The 5,568-nt window shown below is 73.0% G+C and carries 3 protein-coding genes; 1 reads left to right on the top strand and 2 read right to left on the bottom strand.

The genetic code is table 11. The features are described 5' to 3' along the window. Positions 1-168: 168 nt before the first annotated feature. Both ACZ4W5_RS20855 and ACZ4W5_RS20850 read right to left on the bottom strand, forming a co-directional pair. Positions 169-558: a hypothetical protein gene (locus ACZ4W5_RS20855; RefSeq protein ID WP_465656084.1), complete on the bottom strand. Its 390-nt coding sequence runs from the start codon at positions 556-558 to the stop codon at positions 169-171. Positions 559-677: 119 nt separating this feature from the next. After that, the gene (locus tag ACZ4W5_RS20850; RefSeq protein ID WP_465656083.1) at positions 678-3,701 is read right to left on the bottom strand and encodes a hypothetical protein; all 3,024 of its coding nucleotides are present in this window, start codon (positions 3,699-3,701) and stop codon (positions 678-680) included. Positions 3,702-3,975: 274 nt separating this feature from the next. Between ACZ4W5_RS20850 and ACZ4W5_RS20845 the strand changes: the two genes are divergently transcribed. Further along, positions 3,976-5,421, top strand: coding sequence for an aminopeptidase P family protein (locus tag ACZ4W5_RS20845; protein WP_465656082.1), 1,446 nt, complete (start codon positions 3,976-3,978; stop codon positions 5,419-5,421). Positions 5,422-5,568: the final 147 nt, after the last annotated feature.

The following is a 5,568-nucleotide window of genomic DNA, read 5'->3' as shown; positions in this document are numbered from 1 at the left end:
CTCTTTGCTGATGGGGAGCCCAAACCCCCGCACCCCAGGAGAGGCGGGGAAACAACCAAGAAACGCGGGGGGGGGGTTTTCGGGGCCCCCCAAACCCCGCGCCCTCACCGTGCCTTCACCGCGTGTTCACCGTGCCCCCACCGCTCCCCGCGGCAGGGTCAGTCAGGATCAGTGGCCTTCCTCGACCGGGAACTCCCCGGTGGCCCAGTGCAGCCGCGCCGGGCCGCTGCTCGGCCGGTCGTGGTGCAGGTGGCGGCGGCCCTCGCCGAGGGTGCCGAGGTCGAGCGGGGCCAGCGTGCCGACGGCCAGGGCGGTGGACTCCTGGCCGGTGAGCGGCACGACCGTCAGGTAGGAGGCGTCGTCACCGCCCGACCAGTTCGTGAACTCGGTGCGGATCCAGCCGAACCGCTGCGCGCAGGCCAGGCAGCGGCGGATGGACACCGAGAAGTGCGGGTCGGCCACCACCGCCGCCTCGTACGCGAAGCCCTCCCGCTGGCGCGCCCACACCGCCTCCGGGTCCTCGCCGTAGCACTCCGCGCAGCCGAACCTTCCGCTCACCCCGCCCCCTTCCGCGCACCCCGGCGCCCTTGTCTGGTCGCGCTGCTCCGTACGGGCCCGACCGGTGCCGACCGGTGCCGACCGGTGCCGACCGGGCCCGCCGTTCAGCCTACGAACGCTCAGCCCCAGTTGCCGACCAGCGGCTGGTCGCCCCAGTTGCCGAAGCGGGTGCCGTAGACGGTCAGGGTGCCCTCCTTGGCCGATCCGTAGAAGCTCCGGTCGCTGGGCCGGTAGACGCCGACGGTGTCGGTCCCGGTTCCGTCCCAGTCGCCCTTGATCGGGATGTCGCCGGTGTTGCCGTACTGGAAGGTGTGGTCCGCCTGCCCGCCCGGCGTGTTGGTGTCACGCAGGTAGAACGTCCGGGTGCCGGGGTCGTAGGCACCGATGGTGGTGCGGCCGCTGCCGCTCCAGTTGCCGACCAGCGGGGTCCACCCGGGGTTGCCGAACTTGAGCGAGTAGGTGGGGTTCGCGTTGTCGTCGCTGAGGTAGAAGGTCTGGTCGCCGGGCCGGTAGACGCCGATGGTGGTGCGGCCGGTGCCGCTCCAGTCGCCGACCACCGGGAGGTCGCCGGTGTTGCCGTAGCGGTACGTGCTGGTGGTGCCGTCGGCCTTGGACAGCACGAAGGTGGACGTCGCCCGGTGGTAGACGCCGATGGTGTCGGTGCCGGGGCCGTTCCAGTGGCCGGTCAGCGGAACGTCGTCCGGGTCGGTGAACAGCGGGGAGGTGCCGGAGCCGCCGAGGAAGACGTCGTTGTGGCTGTTCTCGCTGACGCTGCGGTCACCGGGCCGGTAGATGCCGACGCCGGAGGCCGCCGGGGTCGGCGTGGCGTTGATGACCGCCGTGCCGATGGCGCGCTGGCGCTGGGTGGTGAGCGGCCAGTCGGCGCCCTGCTGGGAGTTGAGCCAGCGGAAGTTCTGGAGGTAGACGACCCGGGGGTGCTGGGCCGCGATGGCGCGGTAGTCGGCGTTGTTGGCGGCGATCTGCGCGTCCGGGGCCGTCCCGCAGGCCCCCATGTTGTTGCTGAACGACTCCGGGAACATCACCAGGTGCTGGTCGGGCGAGGCCAAAGCGCCCTGCAACGCGGCCAGTTCCTGTTCCAGGGTGCCGCGGCCGGGGCAGTAGTCGTCGAAGCCGACCAGGTCGACGCCGCTCGGCACCGGCGAGGTCAGGTGCGACGTGTCCGTGGTGTAGGCCAGCATCTTGCCGGGGAAGGCGTCCCGGACCTGGTTGACCTGGGTCTGCACCTGGCCGGCGTCGAAGCCGTGGTAGTAGGGCTCGTCCAGGGTGTAGATCGCGGAGAGCTTGTCCAGGTTGGCGCCGATCCGGGCGGCCAGCCCGGCCAGCGCCGCCGGGGCGTCCGGGTTGGGCGTGCTCACCGGCCAGGTCGGCGTGGGCACCGCGACCTGCTTGCTGACGTCGATGACGCAGGAGGCGGGGCGGCAGTAGTCCAGGAAGCCGGCGTAGCGCGGATCGGTGAGGTCCTGGCCGACGAAGCTGTTCATGTTCGTCCAGGGGAACAGCTCGGCGCTGTGGTCGAGGCTGTTGTTGAACTGGTCCGGGTCCATGACGTCGAAGTAGCCGTAGTAGTCCAGCCCGCCGAGCATGCTGACCCGCAGGTCGTCGGCGGTGGTGACGGTGCCGGGGGTGCTGTGCTGCGCGCCGAGGTGCAGGTAGCCGTCCCGGGGCAGGGCGGCCGGGGTCTGGCCGGCGAAGACCGTGGTGCCGTCCACGGTGACGACGGCCTGCCGGGCGGCACCGCCCGCGAGGGTGAGTGCCACGTCGTGGGTGCCGGAGCCGGCCGGGACGGCGCCGCTCAGCAACGGCAACGGCGTACCGCCCTGGTAGAGCTTGAGCGTGCCGTCGGCCTGGAGCCTGAGCCCGAGGGCGACGTCGTCGGTGTCCACCGCGCCGGTGGCGCCGGAGGCGTTGCTGACCAGCAGGGTCGCGGCGTCCGTGCCGCTGGTGCGGCCGACGGCCGGGGTCAGCCGGGCCTGCACCGTGTAGGAGCCGGACAGGTCCGCGGTGACGGGCTTGCCCAGCCGGACGGCGGCGGTGCCCTGTGGGAAGGACAGCACGTTGGGCGCGGCGGGGCTGTTGACCCGCACCGAACCCGCCGGGGGTGTCGCGGCCAGGCCCTTGGTGCCGGACACCGCCGTGTAGTTGGCCGAGACCAGGGTCGGCTGGCGGGCGCTCAGGTCGCCGTTCAGGCCGTCGTCGCCGCCCGCCGGAGCACCGTCGAAGGTGTCCACGAAGGGCTTCGCCCCGGCCGTCGCGGCGGCGTCGATCCGGCTGACGTTCACACCGGTGCCGCTGCCGTCCCCGAAGGTCGTCAGCTCGCCGGGGTTGGACAGGTACGCCCCCAGGTAGAGGAACGCGCTGCTCGGCCAGCGGTTGACCGACCCGGGGCCGGGGACGGTGAACGCGGTGCCGTTGACCGTCAGGGTCACGGCCCGGTCCGCGCCGGTCGACACCTTCACCGCGACCGCGTACCGGTCGGCCGACGCCACCGAGCCCTGCCAGAACGGGGTTTCACCGCCCCCGCCGTGGAACAGCGCCAGTTTCCCGGCCGAGGTGACGGTCAGCCCCAGGTCCACGTCCGCGTTGGTGACGTACCCGTTGGCGCGGTGGCTGCGGCTGAGCACCAGCGAGGCCCAGTCGCCGCTGGTCGTGTCCCCCACCGCCGGATCCACCACCGTGGAGACGGTGTACGAGCCGTCGGCGTCCGCGATCACCGGCGCTCCCAGCATGACCGCCGAGATCCCGGTGGTGAACACCAGCCGGTTCGGCTGGTCCGAGGTGCTGACCTGGACGTACGAGGAGTCCGGCGCCGCCGAGGTGTCCCAGCGGCCGGAGGTCCTCGTCCAGGAGACAGTCCGGGCGCTGCCCTGCTGGCGCTGGTCCAGGCCGACGTTCAACCCGCGCAGCGGCGCGGTGTTGAGCGCCGGACTCTGCCGGAAGGAGTCGGCGAACGGGCCCGCGGCCGCGAGGTTCACCGGCACCGGAGATGCGGAGGCGGGTGCGGAGGCAGGTGCGGAGCCGAGGGCGGCGGCGGGCGCGGCGGCCAAGCCCGCCGGCGCCACGGCCAGTCCGAGCAGCACCGCCGCGGCCGTCAGGCCCCGGCCGGTGCGTCGTATCAGTGTCACCGAGTCAACTCCCGGTCGTCGGAACGGTCGGCACCGGGTCCGGGCCGCCGCAGGGGCGAGCAGCCCGGTCGTGCGCGCGCGCACCGGTCCTCCCCCCGCCGGGATGGTAGGCGATGTGTGCGAACAGCCGTGGCCGGTTCCCGGATCCGGCACCGGCCCCTTCTCTTCGGACTCCGTTCGATATACGGTACACAACGCTTGTTACGTACCCGCGTACCAGGCAGGTCGGCGCGACGAGGCGCCGCATCTCCCCGCCCCCTCAGGAGAGTTCGCTGTGACCGAGCCCACCGAAGCCACCGAGACCATCAAGTACCGCAAGAACGGCCTCACCCGCGGGGTCACCGAGGAACTCGCCGAGAGCATGAGGCGCGGGTGGGCCGACACCGAGCGCCACGGCCTGGAGCCGATCCCGCAGGCCGCCCACACCGAGCGCCGCCGGGCCGCGCTGTCCGCCGCCTTCCCCGGCGAGCTGCTGGTGGTCCCGTCCGGCAACCCCAAGGTGCGGGCCAACGACACCGACTACCCGTTCCGCCCCTCCTCCGACTACGTGTACCTGACCGGCGACCAGTCCCAGGACGCCGTACTGGTCCTGGAGCCCACCGGCGCCAGCGGCCACCGCGCGGTGCTCTACCTGCGCAACCGCTCCGACATCGAGAGCGGCGAGTTCTGGCTCGACAACCACGGCGAACTGTGGGACGGCCGCCGCAACAGCCTCACCGAGAGCGAGAAGCTCTTCGGCCTGCCCTGCCGGGACGTCCGCACCGCGCACGCCGACCTGGCCGCGGCCACCGCCCCGGTCCGGGTGCTGCGCCGGCACGACGCCGGGGTGGAGGCCGCCGTCGGCGGGCGCACGGACCCCGAGCGGGACGCCGAGTTCGAGGTCTTCCTCTCCGGCATGCGGCTGGTGAAGGACGAGTTCGAGATCGCCCAGCTGCGCCACGCCTGCCGGGCCACCGCCCGCGGCTTCGAGGACGTGGTGCGCGTCCTGGGCACGGACGCCGCGACGCCGGAGCGCCTGATCGAGGGCACCTTCTTCGTCCGCGCCCGGCTGGAGGGCAACGACGTCGGCTACAGCACCATCGCCGCCGCCGGGCCGCACGCCACCACCCTGCACTGGGTGCGCAACAACGGCCAGGCCCGCCCCGGCGACCTGCTGCTGCTCGACGCGGGCGTGGAGACGAACGAGCTCTACACCGCCGACGTGACCCGCACCCTGCCGGTCTCCGGCCGCTTCACCGACGTCCAGCGCAAGGTCTACGACGCGGTGCACGCCGCCCAGGAGGCCGGCATCGCCGCCGTACGGCCGGGCGCGGACTTCCGCGACTTCCACCACGCCGCCCAGCGCGAACTGGCCGAACACCTCACCGCCTGGGGCCTGTTCGGCGACCTCACCGCCGACAAGGTGTACGAGCTGGGCCTGCACCGCCGCTTCTCCCTGGCCGGGACGGGCCACATGCTCGGCCTCGACGTCCACGACTGCGCCCACTCCCGCACCGAGGAGCACGTCGACGGCACGCTGCTGCCGGGCATGGTGCTCACCGTCGAACCGGGCCTGTACTTCCAGCAGAACGACCTCACCGTGCCGGAGGAGTTCCGGGGCATCGGGGTCCGGATCGAGGACGACATCCTGGTCACCGAGGACGGCAACGAGAACCTCTCCGCCGACCTCCCCCGCGGCTCCGCCGAGGTCGAGGCCTGGCTGGCCGAGCTGCGCGGCTGACGGCTCCGCGGCTGACGGCTCCGCGGCCGACGGCCGGAGTGGGGGGGGGGGGGGGGCCCGGTGCACCACCCCCGCGGGGGCCGCAGCCCCCCCGCCCCCACCACACCCACCCGCCGAGGAAGGGGGTTCGCCCATGGTGCCCCCCCG

This window comes from Kitasatospora sp. NPDC029367 (assembly GCF_055569135.1).
The sequence above is the reverse complement of the archived record's forward strand: the minus strand, read 5'-3'. Positions and strand labels throughout refer to the sequence as shown.